Here is a 19,629-nt window from a genome sequence, read left to right as displayed (position 1 = left end):
GTCTCACGTGTCTTGGAGGATAAGGAAATGAGCAAGCGAACGATGACGCTCAATCTCACAGATGCGGAGATGGGCGTTTTGGAAGGCCTTTGCGCCAAAAAGGATCTCAGCAAGATCGGCGTGATAAGGCAGGCCCTGCGTCTGTATCAGATGGTCGATGTCCGGCTCGAGCGCGGCGACAAGCTGTTCTTCGAAGACGACAAGACCAAGGATAAGTCGGAAGTCATGATGCTATGACCGCCTACCAGGTCCATTTGTTCGATGCCGCCGCTGGTGCGATGGTCGAGGCCGATCTGCATGACGAGATTGCCGAGAAACAGCTGATCGACTGGCAGTTCCAGTGGCGTCCGGCCGTCCAGGCCTACATGAAGCGTCTGGTGGACAACGGTATCGGTCCCGCCGACACCGCTTGGCCCCAAAGTTGGCACTGGGACTGGCGCGGCAAGATGAATGAGGTTCGTGGGCTGCTCGGCCATACTGGGTATAGTGTCGTCTGCCGCGATGTGACCCAAGGCATGATGCGGCTAGATCTCGCCTCCCGCCGTGCTCGCTTGGACTCTCAGGCCGGACAGGATCTGGTCTATGTCGACTATCTCGAAGTCGCGCCCTGGAACTGGCGCGAACCTTATGCCGACGCGCCGATTTATCGACTGGTCGGCCCTGTGCTGATGCACGCCGCCATTTCCCGCAGTGTCGACGAAGGCTTCAAAGGCCGCGTCGGCCTGCATTCCCTGCCGCAAGCAATCCCGTTCTATGAGCGCTGCGGCTTCACTAACCTCGGCACCCGGCCCGACGAGTATGAGGGCAAGTTGCCGTATTTCGAGTCCACACCGGGCGCCGCCGAGGCATACCTAAAAGGAGAGCTAAAATGACTTACGGTATCTCCGCAGAATGGTCCAAAAAAATGCTCGCATTCGACGAGCATGTTACCCCTGGAGCTGGAGCTCTTGCCACGCGCCCACATGTTGACCCTGATGCGGTATCTCTGCGTGTTGAAGAAACCCGACTGGTATTCGGCCACTTTATCAATGTCGCGCGCAGACAGCGGCGCCTGACAATCGAAAAGCTCGCCGACGACGCGGACATCGAGGTCGGCGAGCTGCTGAGTATCGAACAGGACCCTCATTACGAACCCGATCTCCGGACCGTATGGGGGTTGTCGAACGCGCTTGATCTGCCGCAGCCAAAGCTGATGGAACTGGCTGGCCTTGCGGTCCCAAAAGAAGGCCATTGGCTGGAAGAAGTCACACGATACGCCGCCAGGTCCGCTCCGATCAAGGATGTGACACCAGACGAACAAGCCTTTCATGACGCTGTTGTTGCAGCGCTGACGATGAAAGCGACGTAACAGAGCGAGACGGGTCCCATGGCCAAAAACTACATTCTTCGCCGGCGGACTCAGGAACGTATCGACGAACGCGTTGAGCGGCTGCTGAACAGACTGGGCAATCCAGAGCCGCCGCTCAAACTTGAGCATGTCCGGGATGCACTCGACCTTGATCGGGCATACTTCCAAAAAGACGATCCATCGCTGATGGACGATGTCATCAGCATGTTGCGCGTCGCCGGGAAGCAGGTCTTGCGGCGACCAACTCTCTTCATAGATGCCGTCAAGAAATTCGATCTGCGCGCCTTCTACCTTCCGGATGAGAAACGGATCCTAATGGACAAGGATCTGCACAAGCTGAAATTCCGTTGGATTGAAGCACATGAAGTAGGTCACAGCCTCTTGCCCTGGCACGAAGGGGCCATGCTCGGCGACGACAAGCAAACGCTCCGGCCCAACTGCCATGAACAGATGGAAGCCGAGGCGAACTTCGCTGCTGCGCGTCTTCTATTCTTGCGCGATAGGTTCGCCATCGAAGCACGGGACTATGCGCCAAGTTTGGAGGCGGTGAAGGCACTCCAGCCCCGCTTTGACAACACACTCACCACGACGTTCTGGCGTTGTGTCGAAATCTGGGGCGCCTCGACGCCTATCATCGGTCTGGTCACCGGACACCCGCATCCAATCAAACGCGAAGCGGACTTCGACCCTAAAGAACCCTGTTCACACTTTGTGCAGTCGCCTGCGTTTGCAAGCGGCTTCAAAGGTTGCGATGAGATTGACGTCTTCAATATGGTTGTGGATTATTGTTCGGCGGCCAGGGGTGGTCGACTGGGGGGTGCCGATATCGTACTCCATGATGACAACGGCGATCCACATGTCTTCACCTTTGAAACCGTGAAATGGGGATATGCGCTAACCCTCGGCGTTTACCGAGGTCCGCACCGATCAGTGATCGCAATCTAGCATATTCTAAGAGCCGTCTGACAATGCCTGCCAAGCTCTCTGAAATGCTTGCGCTTCAAGGGTTGGCGCTGCTTGTCAATGACGGCCAATTGCTGCTGCGAGATCATGCTTCATAGTAATTGTCCTCATCAAAAGGGCATTCACCCCGAAGCATGACCGCTCCGCGTTTCACCGAATTTTCTTCGGTGCCGAACACCTCCACAGAGTGCCGGCACCGGGTACAAGTGATGATGAGACCCGGAACCGCGCCATAGTCACCATCCAGTTCCTCTTCTGAGACATCGATTTTCACTCGCATGTGCCAACCCTATTGCGATTCACGCCGGGAGAATGGGATCACCGACCCTCCTGCAGGTGCACCTGTCTCACGCGAAGCGTCCGTCTTGAGAGCCAATGACACCACGTCGCCTGTTTTCTTGCTGAACCAACCAGACGGAAGGCCGACGAGGTTCTCAATATCGCCTGGATGCATCGTGAACTCGACCGAAAGCAGGTCGTCCTTACTGCGGGTGCCGGAATCCACGATCAGGCAAAGAGCGTCATGCAACATACGTGGCTTTGGAACAGCCCACTCCTTGTCCATCGGCTCTTGTCGGTTCCAGCCTTTGGCGGAATAGGTCTTATAGAACTGCGTGGCATGATCCTGCGGGATGATTTCTAGATCCACCAACCGCTTGATCTGGGCCTTCACAGAAACGCGCCAACGTTCTTTCAGGGACAGCAACCCTGCAAGGGAGTAGTTCGGGACCTCCGGCACATAAGTCGTCTGCGGCATAAGAAACGCGCTTGCGAAACGGAATGCCTGGCGCTCGATCTCTGGAAGATCATCGCGCAATGCTTTTGCGCTGACATTCCGGTGCAGCACTGCATGACCCAGTTCATGAGCGGCGTCCATCTGACGACGGGGGAGATTCATCTTGTCTGATGCGAGCAAGATGTGAGGACGGTCCTCGGACTTGGACCAGCTGCAGACGCCGTCGAGTTTGGACGTTCCCATTTCGATGGAGCCGACGACACAGCCGATCTTTTCAAGGACCGCTACGACATTTGTGCAAGGGCCTTCGCCCAATTGCCAGTGGGACCGCAGTTCGCCGGCGATGTCCTCGATGTCTTCGTCCCGAAGCTGACTGTAGCTGGAGCCACCCAGAACGTCTGGAATGTCGAGTTCGGGGAAATCAACATAGTGCTGCAAGACGTGGCTGATCTCATGTAGCCAGCTCACCTGAGAAGTTTGATACTCGCGGTCGCGCTTCAGCGTGCTGACCAGTTTTCGATAGAACATCGGTCGCGGGCTATCGAAGACCGGACGGAGAAAAAACTCTCGCCGGACCCGCAGGGCCTTCGCCAATTCTGTCAGAGCATCAGCTTCCGGCGCCTGTTTGCCGGTTTCCCAACGGGAAACCGAACTAGGGCTGACTCCCAGCATCAAGGCCAACTCTTTCATGCTTTGAACGCGCCGGGCGGCGCGCGCCTCAACGAGACGTTCCGGCACGAAGCCGGGTGTTCCCACTCGCATTTTTCCCTCCTCTGGTGCCGGTGGCACCCTTTACGCTTTGCCATCCTGTTCGTCATCCACAGATGGAGCCTCGGGGGGAACAAAAAGCTTCATCGTGCGCTTCAGGCGGACAGCACCGCTGGCAGGCAATGCGGGAGGAGTCGAAAACGGCGAGCTGGGTTCCGACACATCCCCGTCATCCGCGAGGTACTGGTCGATCCGTTCGTAGAAAAGGTATTGCTCATAATCGGAGTCAATGAGCCCGATGGCCAACTCCTTAATCTTGCCGGCTTGTTCAGGGTCGCGAGCGAAGAGAAACAAAATGCAGATGTCCCCGATCTGAGGGGCAGTACCATCAAAATCGAAGTGAGGAGACAGCTTGTAGTTCAGTGTCACACCGGCCTTCCGCGACTTGTTCTTGACCGGAAGCTTGCTGGGTTCCGGCATTGCCGCGAGGCCAAGGATGAAGCCTTGCCCTTCATGCTCGAAACGCATGAACGGTTGGAAAACCTTGAAGTCCGAACCGGGGATAATGCCGCCGTCGAGCAGTGCGCCGCCATGAAGTTCACAGACCTCCTGAAACCCCTTTTCCATCATGTGGAAACGCGACATTCCCTCAAGGCGCCGTGCACGACGTGTATCCAGACCAGAGTGATCCTGAATCATTCGATGAGCTTTAAGGGCTTCTCCGCGCAGGCGGTCCTCAAGATCAATGATCAGGCCGCGATAGATCGCGACCGGGAAACGGGTTTTGACAAAATCCCCCATGACTGCTCCGATTCTTTGGGGTTGCGTTTTGCGGGAAATGTGGCTCAAAAATTGCGTTAAGTCAATTGCGAGCAGCCGGCTTTGTTCATCTTATCGTCCTGGATATCCCGAGCTAGTGCCTCGCTTTGACCAAGTGCCGACCGGTCCAAGGCTGGCCGAGTGGCCTAGGACTGGATCCTCTCGAGGTTCATCCTGAAGACGAGGCCGGCGATAGGTTATTGTTTCACATGCCACTGCCGCGTGTCCCTCGACTGTTCCCCTACCTTCCTTCGTGGCCACCGCACTTCTCCCTTTGTCTGAGTTGCATGACATGCTGGTCGCAGCTGTCGTCCCGTCCACAAAGGTTGCCGCCGATCCTTTTCCCCTGTCCCTGCGGGCCATTCCGCGCGGAACAAAAAGACCGGCGCCTGCCCCTCTCCGCTGCGCTTCGCCTTCGGTGTGGCCGGGCCTTGGCCAGCTGCAAGGTGACCATCATTGCAACGCAAACAAGGAGAAGAGCAATGACCACGAACTGCATTAAATTCACCAGCACCGACATCGAAACCGCCAAGGGCGTCGGCTCCATCTCGACCCTGACCTTCGACCTCGACATCACGGTCGAACCCGTCGCGATCACGAACCCGATGGCCCCCACGCACCGCGTCCTCGGCCGCTCCCCGCGCGGCAAGCTGGTCGAGTGCGGCGGCATCTGGAAGAAGCAGAACAAGGAGACCGGCGCCGACTACTACACGCTGACCATCCGCGACCACGGCTTCAACGCCAACCTCGGCAAGGCCGCAAACCAGGACGATCTGTCCCTGCAGGCTGTCATCCCTTGGGGCCCCAAAGACGCCGCCTAAGCCAACGGCCAGACCGCTCCGGCGGTCTGGTTTTTTCTTGTTCCTGGGAACGACAGCGGTTTGAGTGAACGAACGAAATATGAAGCCCCGAAGCAGCCTATTGCGGGCAACATTGCGAGCTTCATAAGTCCTACACCACCCTTGCTCAGGGCAGCATGACCCCGCGGTTCTGAACGGTCACATACATCAGCGTCCAAGAATTAAGGGAACAGTGACACCCGCATAGCTGTCCTGCACGGTTACACTGTGCTCGGCATCCCGCTCGCGGAGGCCGTGAGATCAGTCTTTGTCTTGGACGAACGGCACGTGCTCAATTGGCGCGACGGATGCTGAGTTATCGGACCTGATGAATACACTCCGCGCGAAAACTCTAAAGATCGGGATGAGACACAGCATCTACATCCCAAAACCGCCGCATTGCTTCCGGAGGAACTCTTGTCAGGTTGGTTGTCGCGGCTGTCTGCGGCTAATTTCTGTCATGCGACGCTTCCTGCTCATGTCTAAATCTGATAGCGCGCCGATCGCCGGACGTGATGCAGATCGTTCAATCATCGCGGCGAGCGCGATGTCAGGCGAAGAGCGCAAGAAGCGGTGCTACGGCCTTCTGCCAGCTGTCACGCGCTTCAAGCCGGCCGATCCAGCCCGCGATTCTGGGGAATTCGTCCAGCGAAATCCCCGCTTGGTCGCGATACATGAATGTGGTCGCCAGATAGAAGTCGGCAAGGCTGAGTGCGCCTGCAATCCAATCCTTATCGTCGAGTCCGGTTTCCAGAACGGCAAGGAACTGATCGGTGGCTTTCCGTTCCGCTTCGACCACAGTAGGATCAGGATCGCCCATGCCGAATTTCTCTTTGAGGAACAGCTCAAAGGACAACTTCTGCATCGCCGGGCCTAGGTGGATGGCTTGCCACCAGGCCCACTGATCGACGAGGGCCCGCGTCTTGAGGCCATCAGGATAGAGCCCTGCCTCGGGCCGGATCCCGGCCAGATAGGCACAGATCGCCCGGGACTCCCAGAGCACGAAATTCCCGTCCTCCAAAACAGGCACCTTTGCATTTGAATTGCGGGCAAGAAATTCCGCCGCGCGGTTGTCCCCGGCACGGATGTCGACCTCGACGATTTCGAGTTCCACGCCCAGTTCGTGCGCCACCGCCCGTACACGCAGCGCATTCGGTGAGAAGTTCGCGTTGTAAAGCCTCATGACATTTTCCAGCATTATTGTTCCTGCGGCGCCTGAAGAAGCGCCGCGCGGTTAGCGGCCAGGAAATCGGCCACCGACTGTCCGGGCTTGCCGGTGAGCGATTCGAGATCGCCGCTGGCCACATCGAGATAGCCCTGCGCGATTGCTTCGTCGAAGGAGGCAAAGACCCTCGCCATGAACTCCGGCAGTCCATTTGCGATCATCGCCTGCACCAGATCCTCGGCGGGCAGGGCGACATAGGGGATTTCCTTACCCGCAATTTCGGACAAGATCGCCGCGACCTCGGCCTGGCTGACCGTCTCCGGCCCGGTGATATCGAGGGTCTCCCTTCCCGTAGCTTTCATTAGCGCCGCGGCTGCGGCACGGGCGCAATCCGCGCGTGTCACATATCCGGTCTTGCCATCTGCTGCGGCGGAGAAATGCGTGCCCATGGCGACGCTCTGCTGGCCGCCCATCAACAGAAAGTCGGTGTACATATTGTTGCGCAGGATCGTATGATCCGCCCCACTTTCCGTGATCAGCTTCTCGGTCCCTTCGTGGTCTTGAGCGAATCCGATTGGACTTTCCGCGACTGGGCCTGCGAAGGAGGTATAGACGATGTGGTCGATACCTACCGTCTTGGCCGCAGCAATCGCATTGGAATGAGCTGCGAGCCGCTTGCCCGGCTCCAGATCGTCGGTGGAGATGATGAGGAGACGCTTGCCGCCCGCGAAGGCTGCTTCAAGAGAAGCCGGGTCGTTGAAATCGCCCTCGCGCGCCTCGACTCTTTTTCCCGCCAGATCGGCAAGCTTGTCGGGAGTGCGCGAGATCGCGATGACCGGCCCGGCACCTGCCTGAACCAGCAGGTCGACCACCTGCCGGCCAAGTTGTCCGGACGCGCCGGTCACGATGAAGGGGCCGTTCTGGATGTTGGACATGGTATCTCTCTTATCTTGATGTTTCTGCAAGCGCGCTTGCGATCAATCGTGGATTTGGGTGGGGGCGGGATTCGCCAGCTTGCCGCGCGCGAAACCCCAGCTTGTGGTCAGGATTTTGATCATCACATCGACCTCTGCCTCATCGCGTGGAGCAAAGGCCATGATCGCATTGGCCGGGATGTATCCGGCCGAGGCCATCGGGTGCTGTTCGCCCCATCCCTTCGCGATGAGTTCCTCAACCGCCGCCAGCGGCAGCATCATGTGCGACGAACCGTCATAGGCGGGATGCACATGCGCAAATTCGCGTCCGATCATGAAGGCTTCGCGCGGGCCGCAGGCATGCGGCCGCGGCAGGACTAATGCCTCGGCGCCGGGGACCGAAATACCCGATCGGCAACGCTCGACGAAGGGCAGGGCGAAGGCCTTCTGCTTGAACAATGCGTGAATCTCGGCCGAGGAGTTCTGCGACACTTGCTCATGCGGGGCGCACTCGGTGGTTTCGGGGCGCGGACCCTGCCGCAAGGGAAGTTCGAAGCACATATCTGGTCCTATCCAAATCTGAACGCGCTTTCGACCGCGCCCAATACGTGATCCTCGAGGGTCTTTTCCCCCCGATCCGCAAGCGCGGCGCCGGCCACGACGTGCAATGGAATTAGATGTTCCTCGCGCGGATTGGCGTCGCGTGCGCCGGGTGCCCGATCCCAAGCAGCCAGCATGGCGCGGCGCGCCCCGGGGTCTTCATGGGTCACCGCACCCGTGAGCCATCGGTCAAAGTCGCCGCCGTTCACCGGGCCATCGGGTCCGCCCCTCATCGCCCGCATCATCTTGCCCATGTTGTGATAGGTGTTGCCGGACCCGATGATCAGAACACCTTCGTCTCGCAAGGGCGCCAACGCGCGACCAGCAGCAAGATGCGCCTCAGCGTCGAGATCGTCGCGCAGGCTCAGTTGGACGGTAGGTATGTCGGCCTCAGGCAAAGCCACCTTTAGCGGAACAAACACCCCATGATCGAAGCCACGCGTAGCGTCGGCCCGGGTTTCAAAACCCGCGCCATTCAATAGCTCGCTTGCACGGGCCGCCAGCGTAGGATCGCCTAGCGCGGGCCAGGTCAGCTGATAAGTATGGGGGGGAAACCCCTGATAGTCGAACAGCAGCGGCGGCGCGGAGTTGGTCTGCACGGTAAACACCCGTTCCTCCCAATGGCCTGAGATCACGAGAAGCGCCTTGGGCTTTGCCGGCAGGCTCGCAGGCAAAGCCTCAAGGAATCTGCGGTGCCTGTCCCAGGTGTCAGGCGGGTTCCAGTCCATGAAGAAGCAAGGGCCGCCTCCATGGGGAACAAACACTGTCGGCTGCCTTTCGGTCATTCTGTCGTCCTTTTGAACCCCAAGCCCGAGGGTGGATGGCCAGCGCCGTGGCAACTCCGCATCGGATTAATTCGTCTCTGTCGGAAACGTCGGCGCATATGCCGACTTTACCGCACGCACGCGATTGGCTGTCATCCACGAGGCGATCAGGAGCACCCAGGTCGCAAGAGCCGGTGGCCAGCCTGGATCGCCCGCGCCCACATGCGCCCCGAACGCCAACACCAGATGCCAGAACATCGCCGCGTAAGCCCAGTCCGCCAGCATCGCCGAAGGGCGCCAGAGAATCACCACCGCGCCGACAATCTTCAAAATCGCGAGCGGCCAGATGATGTATGTGGGATAGCTCAACACCTCGCGATACATGCCCGCGACCATATCGTGGGATGAGATGTAGAAAGTCGCCGCACCCAGATAGACCAGCGCCACAAGGCCGGTCGCGATCCAGTAGACATACTTTGCCACGTTGTCACTCATCACCGCACTCCCTGTTTGCAAGGGCTTGTTCAGCCGCAGTTTCCGCTCTAAGTACCTTTAGGTGTCTTGCATCGTTCGTGAAAGTAGGCACTTAAAAGTAACTAGATTACTTTAACCGCGAGGATAATCCACGATGAAGAGCGTCCAGCCCCCCTCATGCCCGATGGAGGCGCTTCTGCGTGTCATCACAGGCCCTTGGACGATCTATATACTCTGGGTTCTGTCCGAGCAGGGACCGCAGCGTTTCGGCGCGCTCAAGCGTTTGGTGCCCGGCATTTCCACCCGGGTCCTGACCGAGAGGCTGAGAATGCTGGAACATGCTGGCGTTGTATGGCGCGAGCAGGCCATGACCATCCCACCCGCTGTCACCTACGGGCTGACTGAGCGCGGCGCGGAACTGCGCGGCGTGCTGGACAAGCTTGGCTCGATCGCACGCCGCTGGGAGGCCGAGGGTGCCTTTGTCGGGACCGCAAGCGCGGCAGAATGACGGTACCCCTCCTGTTCGCGGGATAATCCCGCGCCCGAGAACAACTCAGGCAGAATCAGACCCGAAGCTCATGACGAATTGAAAACGGCGCTAGAAAAAGCCGCCAAGCGGCGCTTGGTGGGGTAGATCCGCACAGCTTTACGCTTTGCTGCTAAATCAACTTCTATCTACTATACTCACTAGACGGTACAGTAAAGCTTGTAACCGCCTAGTCCTGCCTGGGATAGAGAGAACGAGATGCCCGTGAGAAAAATGGCCGACGTCATGATTGGTGCGCGCGAGGTTTTCTTCCGATGCGGTTACGAAGGAGCCACGGTCGATGCGATTGCCGCTGAAGGAAAAGTGTCGAAGGCAACCATGTATTCGTATTACCCGACCAAGGAGCAACTGTTCCTGAGCGTGGTTGAATCCGAATGCGGTCGGCTTGCGGACGAAATCCTCCGGCCCTTGATCGCGTCTTTGGAGCCGCGCGCCCAGTTGGAAGAACTCGCCCTTCGCATGGTCGACCTCACCTTAGACGACACCTACATCCGTCTCCTGCGAACGTGCGTTGGCGCCTCCGAGGCACTGCCCGAAGTGGGTGAGGTTTATTTTCGCGCAGGCCCGAAACCTGCCCGCGAACTCGTCGGTCGGATTCTGGAGCGCCTTACGCGCGAAGGCGCGCTCGATGTCGATGACGTCCGGCGCGCGTCCGATCACTTCATACACCTTTGCGTTTCGGGGCTACTTATGCCGCGCCTTCTCGCAGTGAAACGAGCTGTCCACCGCGAGCAACATGCGCGCGAAGCGGTCGCTGCATTCCTGCGACTTTACGGTAGCGGCCACAGAGACAAATTTTCAGATTGAGCTCGCTTGCCAAATACGGGGCAGCGCATTAGCTCGCCCAATGACTTAACCGACCGGACGGTACAGGGTGACTGCACAAGTGGAAAAGCAACCGAAGAACGCCTCGCCGAAGATTCTCGGCGCTGCGCGGGCGATTGCGCTGCGAGAAGGCGCGGGAAAGATCACGATCGACGCCGTCGCTCGGGAATCCGGCCTCAGCAAGGGTGGGGTGTTGTACAACTTCCCCACCAAGAAAGCGCTTCTGGCCGGGCTGCTCGACGAAATGCTCGCGGAGCACCGCGAACGTCTGGCGTCGGTCCCGGAAGGGCACAGTTCCCGCACCCTGCGCGGTCATCTCGAGACAGTTCTGCAAGCCGTAAGCACCGATGATGACCTTTCGATGGCTATTCTCGCGGTTTCGGCGTCGGATCCGAATCTTCTGGACCCGCTGAGAAGAGAGCTGTCCCGTGATGTCGAGCGCATCCGTTCGGACGCGCAGGACGACACTGCGGCGATGGTTCTTTTTTTGGCGATCCAGGGTCTTCGTTTCCAGAGGCTTCTTCGCCTCGCGGATGGTGACGACGATCAGCAAGACGCCGCCATCGACAGATTGAAGGACATGATAAATGAGCTTGAATAGAACCAGATACTTCCGAGGAGGTGCCGCTGGATTGGTCGCCCTTCTTCTCGCCATTGTCCTTCTCGTGCAATTCAACCCGGACATCGCATCCAAGGTCTTCGCGCAGACTACGGATGAGGTTTCCGGTGCCGATGCGCAAGGGAGCGCCGAGCAAGACATGGCCCAACCGGTCACGGTCGAAGTATCGCGTGCCGAGCTTCGCGATAGCGATAGGGCGCGCAGCCTGGCAGGCCGCGTGGAGCCCGCCCGGACCGTGGATATTGCCTTTCAGGTTTCGGGTCAGCTTTCCGACCTCGCGGTAGATGCTGGGACTCGGGTCGAGAAAGGCGATTTAATTGCCGCGCTCGACCCAGTCGATTTCGAATTGGCCGTGGATCGGGCGCAGGCCTCTTTCGACCTCGCAAAATCCGAATACGATCGTGCGTTGAGTCTGACCGAGAGGGGGGTGGCGACCGACGCCCGACTTGAAACGAACCGCGCGCAGCTTGCTCAGGCAGAAGTCGCCCTGCGTGAAGCGGAGCGACGCTTGGCTCAAGCCACGATCACCGCGCCCTTCGACGCCATTGTCGCGCGCATCTTTCTGGAGGAGTTTTCGAACGTCACCCCTGCGGCTCCGATTGCCAGGTTGCAGGACATCAGTGAAATGCGGGTGCGGATTTCGCTGCCCGAGGAACTCGCCGCGATGGCACGGGCCCAGCCCGATGCATTCAGGGTAACCGCCTCTTTCCCCGCCGTGCCGGGATATGACGCAACTCTGTATCTGCGGAAATTCGTGACCGATGCAGACCCCACAGCCCAAACCTATGACGTCGAGTTTGCAATCGAGGGCGCCATCGACCCGAGATTGCTGCCCGGAATGACGGCGAATGTGCGCGTAGCCGCCGCCGCGGAGGGTGCGCAATCGCGGTTGGTAGTCGTCCCGGTCTCGGCGATCGACACGACGAGCCGGAGCGAGCCGTCCATCTGGCTGTATGACGAGGGGACCGGCCGGGTGTCCCGTAAGACGATCCGCCTGGGGCTGCCGAACGACGACGAAATCGTCGTGCTTGAGGGGCTCTCCGGAGACGAACTGGTTGTGTCCGGCGGGTGGTGGCGCCTGAAGGAAAACGAAACAGTCGCGGTTCGCGGCCTCTGAACGATCCTGGACCGGAAAACCGAAACCATGACAATGAGTATTTCCCGCGCAAGCATCCGACGTCCGGTCGCCGTTTGGCTGGCAATTATCTTTTGCCTTCTCGGCGGTTTGTGGGGGCTGAACACGGTCGGACGCCTCGAAGACCCGAGTTTCACGCTCAAGACGGCGCTCGTTTTCGTGCCCTATCCGGGCGCGACGGCGATGGAGGTGGAAGAGGAAGTCACCGATGTCGTGGAAAGCGCACTCCAACAGATGAAGCAGCTCGACCGGGTGGAATCGAAATCCATGCCGGGCATGGCCCAGATCACGGTCGAGATCGAGATGACCTATGGGCCCGACGAGATTCCGCAGGTCTGGGACGAGATGCGCCGCCGTATCCGCGACATCGAAGGAGAGCTTCCCTCCGGTGCGCAGTCTCCGATCATCAATGACGATTTCGGCGACGTCTACGGCATGTTCTACGCTGTGACGGCCGATGGGTTGAGCGCCTCGGAACAGCGAGACCTCGCGACTAAACTGCGGCGCGACCTTGTCACCGTCGACGGGGTGGCCAAGATCGAGGTTCAGGGGCTGGCTGAAGAGGAGATCATCATTTCGATCCCTTCGGCGCGCCTGACCGAACTGGGCCTGCCACCGGACCAGATCCTCGGTATCATCGCCGACGAAAACCAGGTTTTCTCCAACGGCGAGATCAGCGAAGGGCTGTCTCGGCTGGGCGTGTCCGTTCCGCCGGGTTATGTCAGCGTCGAGGGCATAGAGGCGCTGCGGCTCGGCGCCCCCGGAGAGGTCGGGCAGATTGCGCTCTACGACATCGCTCGCGTGGTCCGAGAGGAGACAGAGCGGCCGAGCCAGATCGTGCGTCACAATGGCACGCGGGCCTTCACCCTCGGGGTCTCGGCGCTCGTGGACCGCAACGTTGTCGAGGTCGGCAGATCGGTCGAGGCACGGCTGGACCAGCTGAAGACCGAATTGCCGGACGGCGTCGAGATCGTACCGATCTATGAACAGCATAAGGTCGTCGACGAAGCGGTCTCGAGCTTCCTCGTCGGCCTCGGTCAATCCGTGGCCATCGTCATCGGGGCGCTGATGCTGACCATGGGTTGGCGCGCGGGTTTGGTCGTGGGTGCCACGCTGGGCCTCACGGTTTTTTCCACACTGTTTTTCATGTCTGTCTTCGGCATCGAGATGGAACGGATCAGTCTCGGGGCTTTGATCATCGCCATGGGCATGCTGGTCGACAATGCCATCGTGATCGCCGAAGGCATGCTGATTGGCATGGCGCGGGGCAAGTCCGCCGAAGACGCCGCCGCCGATACAGAGACCGCGACAGGGTTTCCCCTGCTTGGGGCCACCGTGATCGGGATCATGGCGTTTTCGGGCATTGGGCTATCGCCAGACGCCACCGGAGAATTCCTGTTCTCGCTTTTCGCGGTTATCGCGATTTCGTTGCTGATGAGCTGGATCCTCGCCGTAACCGTTACACCCTATCTTGGGAAGCTCCTTCTGAAGGCGCCAAGAGACACCTCCAAGGACCCCTATCGCGGCTTAGTCTATTCGGCTTATCGCGGTTTCCTCTGGATGGCGCTGCGCGCCCGCGTGCTCGTAGTCCTGACGGTCGTCGGAATCACGGTCTGGTCGGTCATGGCCTTCGGCCAAGTCAAGCAGGCTTTCTTTCCGGCGTCGAACACCCCGATATTCTACGTCGAATTCCAGATGCCACAGGGCACGGACATTCGAGCCACGAATGAAGAAATGGCCCGGCTCGAGGCGATCATCTTAGGCGAGGAGATAGTGACGGACGTTACAACGCTTGTCGGGCGAGGGGCCAGCCGCTTCATGCTGACCTACAACCCTGAGCAGGCCGATGCGAGCTACGGTCAGCTGATCGTGCGTGCGACCGATGCCACACTCATCCCCGATGTTGCGGCGCGTCTCAATCGCGAACTGCCGGCGCAATTCCCCAATGCTCTTATCCGCGTCGAGGAGATCGTCTTCGGTCCGCCTGCCGGGGCCGATGTCGCCGTTCGCTTTTCGGGACCCGATCCGGTAGTCCTCCGGCAGCTATCGGATAACGCGCTTGCGATCTTCGACGAGGCCGGCACGATCACAAACCCGCGCACAGACTGGCGACAGCGCGAAATTCTCGTCGAACCCATCGTCGACGAGGCTCGCATGCGGTTGGCCGGTGCGACTCGCGGATCGATTTCCGACACCGTGCAATACGGGACCTCGGGCCTGCGGGTCGGCACCCTGCGCGAAGGCGATGCCGAAATCCCTATGTATCTGCGGCTTCCCGAGGTCGAGCGCGACGGGCTGGATCGTTTGCGCGATCTCTCCGTCTGGTCGCCGGGTGCAAATGGCTATGTGCCGATGGCCAACCTCGTCTCCGGCTTTGAGCCCCGCCTCGTCGAGGCCCTTATCCACCGCCGCGACCGTGAGCGTACGATAACGGTCCTCGGCGGTGCAGGCGGCGACCTGACAGCAGATGAGGCCTTTCGCAGTGTCCGCTCTGATATCGAAGCCATTCGGCTTCCCGAAGGCTACACGATGGAATGGGGTGGCGAGTTCGAAAGCGCGGGAGAAGCGCAGGCAAGTCTCGGCAAACAGCTTCCCTTGGGCTTTCTGGTAATGCTGACAATTTCGATCCTGATGTTCAACAAAGTGCGCCAGCCACTGATCCTGTGGCTCGTGGTTCCGATGTCGGTCACGGGGATGGTTCTTGGTCTGCTGTTCACTGGGCTACCGTTCACGTTCACGGCGCTTCTCGGCTTCTTGTCCCTTTCCGGGATGCTGATGAAGAATGCCATTGTGCTGGTGGAAGAAATCGATCAGCAACGCGCCGAAGGTGTCGAGGACTATCAGGCGGTAATCGATGGCTCGGTCAGCCGTTTGAGGCCCGTCGTGCTGGCTGCGGGCACAACGATTTTCGGTATGACTCCGCTCATATCAGACGCCTTCTTCGCATCGATGGCTGTCACAATCATGGGTGGCCTCGCGTTCGCCTCGATCCTGACACTGGTCGCGGTGCCGGTATTGTATGCGCTGTTCTTCTTGATCAAGCCGCCTAAACAAGAAAACGCTCCTTCAGGTTCCCCAGCGACAGCCTGAACGCAGATGCAGTTATAAGCGTTTCTCTGAGCGCCCTCGACCCGTCTTAAGGACGGTGTAGGCATGTTCCGTCGCCTCAAGCGCGCCTTCGAGAAAACCGCCGAATGTCGGAGCCACTTCGGTGCCGCCAAAGACGAGCGCTTCGTCCCACAGGCCTGAAAGAACGCACGGCAGGCCATAGTTCGGGTGGGCAAAAAAGACAGCGAAACTGCGGCTGGCAGCACGCCAGGCGCACTCCCGCTCCATGGTCTAGGCCTTCAAGGCATGGACCGAGGCCCAACTGCTACGCATTCCCGGCAAGGACGGTCTCGCGAAGGCCTTCCGCTATGGTCTCAGCTGCTGGCCGTCATTCGAGCTCTTCCTTGGAGATGGCCGCGTCGGCATCGACGACACCACCGCCGAGCGCGTCATGCGCCCGATCAGCATCGGGCGAAAAAACTGACTTTTTGCAGGCTCCGACAGCGGTGGCGAAACGCTGTCCCGGGCGATCTCCCTTGTCGAGACAGCCAAGATGAACGGCCACGATCGGCAAGCCTGGCTGGCCGAAATCCTCGACCGCATCCACAATCACATGACCAACCCGCTCAACGAACTGCTTTCATGGAACTGGACGCCGATAAACTGATCCGCGGTAACAACCGGGCGGTTACGTTTTTGGGGAAGTGATTACCTTTGAATCTTGAGGTCCGACTTCGCCTTTGCTAGGAATCGAACAACCATTAGAAAATTAGCAAAGTCGAAAGTGCAGATGTCTGGACCCCTTGATCAACTGAAGATTATAGAACTTGGTCACGTAATTGCCGGACCACTTGCGGCAGCTTTACTCTCGGATTTTGGTGCAGATGTCATCAAGATCGAAGCCCCCAACCGGACGGATATGATGCGCGACCTTGGACCCAAGGCAGAGGATGGGGTGGGCGTCTGGTGGAAGACTTTGGGCCGTAACAAGAAAACACTAGGCCTGGACTGGAAGTCCGACGAGGGCCGGGACATCCTGCGAAAGTTGGTCGAAGATGCCGACGTGCTGATCGAAAATTTCCGACCGGGTGTGCTGGAACGTGCCGGTGTTGGGCCAGACGTCTTGCACGATTGGAACCCGGACTTGGTTGTCTTGCGGGTTTCAGGTTACGGACAGGACGGTCCGATGCGCGACGTGCCAGCGTTTGGGCGTGCTGCGGAGGCCATGAGTGGATTAGCGCATCTGACCGGTTTTCCCGACGGGCCGCCGATGCACCCCGGCTTTCCGGCGGCCGACAGCACGACAGGGCTGATGGGCGCTTTGGGAATCATGATCGCGCTATTTGCTCGCGAAAAGGGCATTGCACGCGGTCAGGTCGTCGATCTTGCGGTGTTCGAGGCGTTGCTTCGGTTGATGGACTATCCTGTTCCCGCATTGACGGGCGCGAACCTCTCGCCGCGGCGCAATGGGCTGCGCCAGCCGATGGACTTTGCTCCGGGGGGGATGTTCCGAACGTCCGATGGGGTGTGGCTGACCGTTTCCGCAGGGAGCGCGGAAACCGCGCACCGACTGTTGCGGGCAGTCGGCGGGGACGCCCTTGCCGATGATCCGCGGTTTGCGACACTCGGCGAGATGTCGCAGCACATGACGGTGGTCTTTGACGCGATCAATGATTTCGTCACGCAGCACACGGCTAAGGAAGTGGAGGCGGTATTCGCCCGCCATGATGCCGTTGCCTCGCGTGTGTTGAGTGTCGAGGAAATCGCGACGAACGAGCAGATACGCCATCGCGGGGATATCGTGTCGGTCGCTGGCGAACAGACTCAGGTCATTGGTCCGGTCCCTCATCTCAGCGCGACGCCCGGTCAGCTTCGTTGGCTGGGACGACCGCCTGGCGCAGACAGCCAAAGCATTCTGCGTGATCTTGGTTTTGACGATGAGCGGATCGCTGCCCTATGTGAGGCTGGGCTCGTAAGATTGGAAAGAGGGCGCGCGCTATGACATTTCGATTGACCGCCGACCAACAAGAGATTCGCGACCAGGTTCTGCGGATTTGCGCAAGGTTCGACGACGACTATTGGCTGGATCGGGATCGCAACGGTGGTTTTCCCCATGAACTGCACAGGGCAATGGCCGATGGCGCCTGGCTGGGTATCGCCATGCCAGAAGCTGTCGGCGGCGCTGGTCTGGGGATCACCGAGGCGACCATAATGATGCAGGCAATCGCCGAGTCGGGGGCCGGCGCAAGCGGAGCCTCGGCCATCCACATGAACATTTTCGGGCTCAACCCGGTGGTGAAGTTTGGGACCGATGAGCAGCGCGCGCGTATGCTTGGCCCTCTAATAGCAGGCGATGAAAAGGCCTGTTTCGCCGTGACCGAACCGACGACGGGGCTGGATACCACAAAGCTGAAGACCATGGCGGTGCGGCGGGGGGACAGATATGTCGTGCACGGACAAAAAGTCTGGATTTCTACCGCGCAGGTGGCAGACAAGATGTTGCTTCTGGCCAGAACAACGCGGCTTGAGGATGTGAGCAGCCCGACCGAAGGGCTGAGCCTGTTCTATACAGATCTCGACCGAAATTTCGTTGACGTGCGAGAGATCGAAAAGATGGGTCGAAAGGCTGTCGATTCGAACGAAGTCTTCATCGATGGATTGCCGATTCCGGCTGAGGACCTGATCGGGGAGGAGGGCAAAGGCTTTAGGCAAATTTTGCACGGGTTGAATCCCGAACGCATCCTGGTGGCCGGTGAATGCATCGGTATTGCGCGCAACGCACTGGCGCGAGCGGCGCATTATGCAAACGAACGTGTGATTTTTGACCGCCCGATCGGCCAAAATCAGGGTGTTCAGCATCCACTCGCCAAAGCCTGGGCGCGAGTGGAATCTGCCAATCTCATGGTGATGCACGCTGCAGCCCTCTACGATGCGGGAGAACCCTGCGGCGTCGAGGCGAACGCCGCCAAGCTTTTGGCCGCCGACGCCGCGGTCGAGGCGACCGAAGCCGCGCAAATTACGTTTGGCGGATTCGGATATGCTAAGGAATATCACGTGGAGCGACTGGTACGTGAAGCTCTGCTGTTCCGCATCGTACCGGTGACACCGCAGATGCTTCTGTCGTTCATAGCAGAAAAAGCCCTTGGACTTCCAAAGTCTTACTGATCGGAGATAACGGGCGGGGCTGGTGGGAAAAGTTGTCTTGACCAATTTTCTAACGCCCGTTAGATTACTGGCAGCTGCCCCTAATGGGGAATGGGAGGAGGCGTCATGAATAAGACGCAGTTTGGGTCTTCGAGGGAGGACCTATCAAAACGTGCAACCGTTTACGCAAGCGGTTTATTCACCGGCAAAGTCGTTGTGGTGACCGGGGCCGGAGGCGGATTGGGGCTGGCAATTGCGACCTTGTTCGCAAGGCTCGGGGCCAATCTGGCGATCAATGGACGCAACGAAGAGAAACTGGCTTTGGCCAAGGAGTTTCTTGAAAGTTTCGGGGGCGAAGTTTTCGCTGTGCCTATGACCATCCGGGAGCCTGAGCAGGTCGAGGATTTTGTCGCCAAGACGAACCAGGAGTTCGGGGCGATTGACGTATTGGTGAACAATGCTGGGGGTCAGTTTCCGCAAGCAGCGTTGGAGTTTAGTCCAAAGGGCTGGAATGCGGTCATAGACACCAACCTGAACGGCACGTGGTGGATGATGCAATCCACGGCGCGCCACTGGGTTGCCAACAAGCAATCGGGCTCCATCGTCAACATCGTGGCCGATATCTGGCGCGGCATGCCCGGCATCGCGCATACCTGTGCGGCCCGGGCAGGGGTAGTTTACCTGTCCAAGTCGGTTGCGGTGGAGTGGGCCCCGCACGGTATCCGAGTGAACTGCGTGGCGCCGGGTTGCTGCGAAAGCAACGGTTTCGGGAACTACCCTCCGGAGGGTTCTGCGACCTTTCAGGACTCCAACCCGATGCGGCACGCCGGGGACGAATGGGATGTCGCTGAAGGGGTTGTCTATATGGCGGCGAATTCAGGGAAATTCGTAACCGGAGAAGTTCTGAACATCGACGGTGGGCAGCAATTGTGGGGGGATCCATGGCCAACGGGGCGGCCGGACTACTTCCGGATTACCTGA

At 59.2% G+C, this 19,629-nt stretch carries 21 protein-coding genes and 1 pseudogene; 14 read left to right on the top strand and 8 right to left on the bottom strand.

All coding sequences use genetic code 11. From position 1 onward, the window contains the following. The first annotated feature begins 27 nt into the window (after window positions 1–27). The 4 genes from SM765_RS18035 to SM765_RS18020 are packed head-to-tail and all read left to right on the top strand — an operon-like array spanning window position 28 to window position 2,293. Complete coding sequence (locus SM765_RS18035; protein ID WP_009574260.1) at window positions 28–237, top strand: hypothetical protein; 210 nt, start codon at window positions 28–30, stop codon at window positions 235–237. Continuing rightward, window positions 234–872 (top strand): GNAT family N-acetyltransferase, encoded by a 639-nt coding sequence (locus SM765_RS18030; protein WP_368981646.1) that lies wholly within the window; start codon window positions 234–236, stop codon window positions 870–872. Before SM765_RS18035 ends, SM765_RS18030 begins: the two co-directional genes overlap by 4 nt. After that, on the top strand, window positions 869–1,348 hold the full coding sequence (locus SM765_RS18025) for a helix-turn-helix domain-containing protein (protein WP_009574258.1): 480 nt from the start codon (window positions 869–871) through the stop codon (window positions 1,346–1,348). The genes SM765_RS18030 and SM765_RS18025 overlap by 4 nt, the downstream gene beginning before the upstream one ends. Before the next feature lie 18 nt (window positions 1,349–1,366). Next, the gene (locus SM765_RS18020) at window positions 1,367–2,293 is read left to right on the top strand and encodes an ImmA/IrrE family metallo-endopeptidase (RefSeq protein ID WP_009574257.1); all 927 of its coding nucleotides are present in this window, start codon (window positions 1,367–1,369) and stop codon (window positions 2,291–2,293) included. 103 nt (window positions 2,294–2,396) lie between these two features. Here SM765_RS18020 and SM765_RS18015 read toward each other — a convergent pair whose 3' ends face one another. From SM765_RS18015 to SM765_RS18005, 3 genes are read right to left on the bottom strand one after another with little or no spacing between them, the layout of a single operon-like run. Then, window positions 2,397–2,591 (bottom strand): hypothetical protein, encoded by a 195-nt coding sequence (locus SM765_RS18015; protein WP_009574256.1) that lies wholly within the window; start codon window positions 2,589–2,591, stop codon window positions 2,397–2,399. A 9-nt stretch (window positions 2,592–2,600) separates the two neighbouring features. After that, complete coding sequence (locus tag SM765_RS18010) at window positions 2,601–3,809, bottom strand: XRE family transcriptional regulator (RefSeq protein ID WP_108887760.1); 1,209 nt, start codon at window positions 3,807–3,809, stop codon at window positions 2,601–2,603. 30 nt (window positions 3,810–3,839) lie between these two features. Continuing rightward, complete coding sequence (locus tag SM765_RS18005) at window positions 3,840–4,556, bottom strand: hypothetical protein (RefSeq protein WP_009574254.1); 717 nt, start codon at window positions 4,554–4,556, stop codon at window positions 3,840–3,842. Between the two features lie 500 nt (window positions 4,557–5,056). On the opposite strand from SM765_RS18005, the gene SM765_RS18000 reads away from it, so the two are divergent. Further along, window positions 5,057–5,395 carry a DUF736 domain-containing protein gene (locus tag SM765_RS18000; RefSeq protein ID WP_234163374.1) on the top strand — a complete coding sequence of 113 codons (339 nt, stop codon included), beginning with the start codon at window positions 5,057–5,059 and terminating at the stop codon, window positions 5,393–5,395. Between the two features lie 568 nt (window positions 5,396–5,963). Here SM765_RS18000 and SM765_RS17995 read toward each other — a convergent pair. The 5 genes from SM765_RS17995 to SM765_RS17975 all read right to left on the bottom strand — a co-directional run bounded on the left by SM765_RS17995 (window position 5,964) and on the right by SM765_RS17975 (window position 9,351). Then, a complete protein-coding gene (locus SM765_RS17995; RefSeq protein ID WP_051372683.1) occupies window positions 5,964–6,611 on the bottom strand; it encodes a glutathione S-transferase family protein in 648 nt (215 codons plus the stop codon). Then, the gene (locus SM765_RS17990) at window positions 6,611–7,513 is read right to left on the bottom strand and encodes an SDR family oxidoreductase (RefSeq protein WP_152467180.1); all 903 of its coding nucleotides are present in this window, start codon (window positions 7,511–7,513) and stop codon (window positions 6,611–6,613) included. The genes SM765_RS17995 and SM765_RS17990 overlap by 1 nt, the downstream gene beginning before the upstream one ends. Before the next feature lie 42 nt (window positions 7,514–7,555). After that, entirely contained in the window at window positions 7,556–8,053 is a 498-nt protein-coding gene (locus SM765_RS17985) for a luciferase domain-containing protein (protein WP_036051542.1), read from the bottom strand. Window positions 8,054–8,061: 8 nt separating this feature from the next. Further along, window positions 8,062–8,877 (bottom strand): DODA-type extradiol aromatic ring-opening family dioxygenase, encoded by an 816-nt coding sequence (locus SM765_RS17980; protein ID WP_136340168.1) that lies wholly within the window; start codon window positions 8,875–8,877, stop codon window positions 8,062–8,064. Window positions 8,878–8,943: 66 nt separating this feature from the next. Next, the gene (locus SM765_RS17975) at window positions 8,944–9,351 is read right to left on the bottom strand and encodes a DoxX family protein (protein WP_043753122.1); all 408 of its coding nucleotides are present in this window, start codon (window positions 9,349–9,351) and stop codon (window positions 8,944–8,946) included. 133 nt (window positions 9,352–9,484) lie between these two features. Between SM765_RS17975 and SM765_RS17970 the strand changes: the two genes are divergently transcribed. The 9 genes and pseudogenes from SM765_RS17970 to SM765_RS17930 all read left to right on the top strand — a co-directional run bounded on the left by SM765_RS17970 (window position 9,485) and on the right by SM765_RS17930 (window position 19,629). Continuing rightward, window positions 9,485–9,838, top strand: a complete 354-nt coding sequence (locus SM765_RS17970; RefSeq protein ID WP_229737775.1) for a winged helix-turn-helix transcriptional regulator — start codon at window positions 9,485–9,487, stop codon at window positions 9,836–9,838. 237 nt (window positions 9,839–10,075) lie between these two features. After that, a complete protein-coding gene (locus SM765_RS17965) occupies window positions 10,076–10,684 on the top strand; it encodes a TetR/AcrR family transcriptional regulator (RefSeq protein ID WP_136340169.1) in 609 nt (202 codons plus the stop codon). 67 nt (window positions 10,685–10,751) lie between these two features. Further along, window positions 10,752–11,303 (top strand): TetR/AcrR family transcriptional regulator, encoded by a 552-nt coding sequence (locus SM765_RS17960; protein WP_234163372.1) that lies wholly within the window; start codon window positions 10,752–10,754, stop codon window positions 11,301–11,303. A gap of 31 nt (window positions 11,304–11,334) precedes the next feature. Continuing rightward, window positions 11,335–12,438: an efflux RND transporter periplasmic adaptor subunit gene (locus SM765_RS17955; protein WP_234163371.1), complete on the top strand. Its 1,104-nt coding sequence runs from the start codon at window positions 11,335–11,337 to the stop codon at window positions 12,436–12,438. 27 nt (window positions 12,439–12,465) lie between these two features. Then, window positions 12,466–15,546, top strand: coding sequence for an efflux RND transporter permease subunit (locus tag SM765_RS17950; RefSeq protein ID WP_152467182.1), 3,081 nt, complete (start codon window positions 12,466–12,468; stop codon window positions 15,544–15,546). A gap of 202 nt (window positions 15,547–15,748) precedes the next feature. Further along, a pseudogene (locus tag SM765_RS17945) lies at window positions 15,749–16,171 on the top strand (IS66 family transposase); the annotation flags it as partial. A 123-nt stretch (window positions 16,172–16,294) separates the two neighbouring features. Further along, window positions 16,295–17,506: a CaiB/BaiF CoA transferase family protein gene (locus SM765_RS17940; protein WP_152467184.1), complete on the top strand. Its 1,212-nt coding sequence runs from the start codon at window positions 16,295–16,297 to the stop codon at window positions 17,504–17,506. Further along, window positions 17,503–18,669 carry an acyl-CoA dehydrogenase family protein gene (locus SM765_RS17935; RefSeq protein ID WP_172975950.1) on the top strand — a complete coding sequence of 389 codons (1,167 nt, stop codon included), beginning with the start codon at window positions 17,503–17,505 and terminating at the stop codon, window positions 18,667–18,669. Before SM765_RS17940 ends, SM765_RS17935 begins: the two co-directional genes overlap by 4 nt. Before the next feature lie 105 nt (window positions 18,670–18,774). Continuing rightward, entirely contained in the window at window positions 18,775–19,629 is an 855-nt protein-coding gene (locus tag SM765_RS17930) for an SDR family oxidoreductase (protein WP_028284935.1), read from the top strand.

The sequence above is a fragment of the Pseudophaeobacter sp. 1A09344 genome, assembly GCF_041008745.1.
GTDB lineage: Bacteria > Pseudomonadota > Alphaproteobacteria > Rhodobacterales > Rhodobacteraceae > Phycobacter > Phycobacter gallaeciensis_A.
This window is presented reverse-complemented; position numbering and strand designations above follow the sequence as displayed.